We start from the raw sequence: 1,846 nt of genomic DNA, 5'->3' as shown, positions 1-1,846 counted from the left end.
GATGAAGCTTCTGGAAGATGAACCCAGAGTTGAATCAAACGATAACGGTGATGTTGCTTACAATGTATCCAAAGAGCTCTTCAAGAAGTATCCCGATCTGAAAGGAGTAATGGGAACCTCTTCTTATGATGCTCCGGGTGTTGCAAGAGCTATTCAGGAATTGGGTCTGGTTGACAAGGCTTTTACATCAGGTACCGGTATGCCTCTTGATAATGCTGAACTTCTTGAGAGTGGCGTCGTCAAGTCTCTTACCCTCTGGGATCCTGCTCTTGCAGGAAAAGCAATGATATCTCTCGCTGTCAAGGTATTAGACGGTGAAGAAATCACAGCACCAGTGAATCTGGATGTAGATGGTTACACCAACCTGCAGTTCAGAGCAGGCAGCAGTACCGTTCTTGAAGGAGAAGGCTGGATCGTTATCAACGCTGATAATGTCTATGACTTCGGTTTCTAAGGACTGTTTCTAGAAGGATTGCCCTGCTGAATTGGAAATTTTGCAGGGCAATCTTCATTTAATGGTACTATACCTATAACAAGAACTGCATAATAAGGGGGGGATGAGCCATGTCGGAGAGCCTACTCAAGACCGTAGGTATTTACAAATCATTTGTGGGAGTACAGGCGCTCAAGAATGTATCGTTCAGCATGCAACCCGGCGAAATTCATTGCCTCGCTGGAGAAAACGGGAGTGGGAAATCCACACTGATCAAGGTTATCAGTGGAGTATATACACCTGATGCTGGGCACATTGAGTTCCAGGGGAATCAATACAAGAAGATCAGCCCGATCGATGCAATCAATAACGGAATCCAGGTTATTTATCAGGATTTTTCTGTTTTCCCCAATCTCACAGTCATGGAAAACCTCGCTTTCAACAATGAACTTGCTGAAGGTAGACGTCTGGTTAATTGGAAGCGAATGAAAAGCATTGCCCAGGAGGCTCTCGCGAAAATCAATGTCTCTATCGACTTGGATGCCTATGTAGGAACCCTAACAGTCGCTGAGAAACAGATGATCGCAATCAGTCGTGCATTGATGCAGGATGCTCGTCTGATTATTATGGATGAGCCAACTACCGCGCTAACGAAGAAAGAGGTAACAAACCTTTTCAAGATCATCACTCAACTAAAGGAACAAGGCATTGCTACGCTCTTTGTCAGTCATAAATTGAATGAAGTGTTCGAGATATCTGAAAAATTTACGATTCTCCGAAGTGGTGAGGTTGTTGCCTCTGGATCAACGTCAGATCTGGATGATAGAAAATTCTCATTCTACATGACGGGGCGCGAATTTGAGAAAAGAAATTTCAAGGCTGAGAGTGTCTCTGAAAATCCAATATTCAGAGCTGAAAAAGCAGGTTTATCCAATCATTTCTCCGACATTTCCTTCTCTCTCCGCCAGGGAGAGATTATTGGCATTACCGGACTTCTGGATTCAGGCCGAACAGAATTGGCACTCTCCATGTTTGGCATCAAGCCGATTGATGAGGGTACATTCTTTGTAGATGAGAACCCAGTTTCCATACAAAGTCCTCGAGATGCCATCAATTTCGATATTGGCTATGTTCCAGAAGATCGCTTGAGTGAAGGCCTTTTCCTTTCACAAAGCATTGCTGATAACATTGTCATCTCTGAGATAGACCAACTCACAAAAAAAGCAGGGATTCTGGACGAGGAGAAACGCTCCAAAGAGGTTTCCAGATGGGTTGAGAACCTTGCAATCGCTACACCGGATGCAAACAATGCAAGTCAGACGCTCTCAGGCGGTAACCAGCAAAGAATCGTTCTCGCTAAATGGCTTGCTTGTAATCCAAGGATTCTGGTTCTGAACGGACCTACTGTTGGAG

At 44.5% G+C, this 1,846-nt stretch carries 2 protein-coding genes; both read left to right on the top strand.

What is annotated here, in order from left to right:
* Positions 1-454, top strand: a 454-nt coding sequence (locus JF818_RS10675; protein ID WP_198891999.1) for a substrate-binding domain-containing protein, incomplete at its 5' end; no start/stop codon positions are given.
* 110 nt (positions 455-564) lie between these two features.
* Positions 565-1,846: sugar ABC transporter ATP-binding protein (locus JF818_RS10670; RefSeq protein ID WP_198891998.1), on the top strand; the 1,282-nt coding region annotated here is incomplete at its 3' end.

The organism is Sphaerochaeta sp. S2, from assembly GCF_016406725.1.
Lineage (GTDB): Bacteria > Spirochaetota > Spirochaetia > Sphaerochaetales > Sphaerochaetaceae > Sphaerochaeta.
This window is presented reverse-complemented; position numbering and strand designations above follow the sequence as displayed.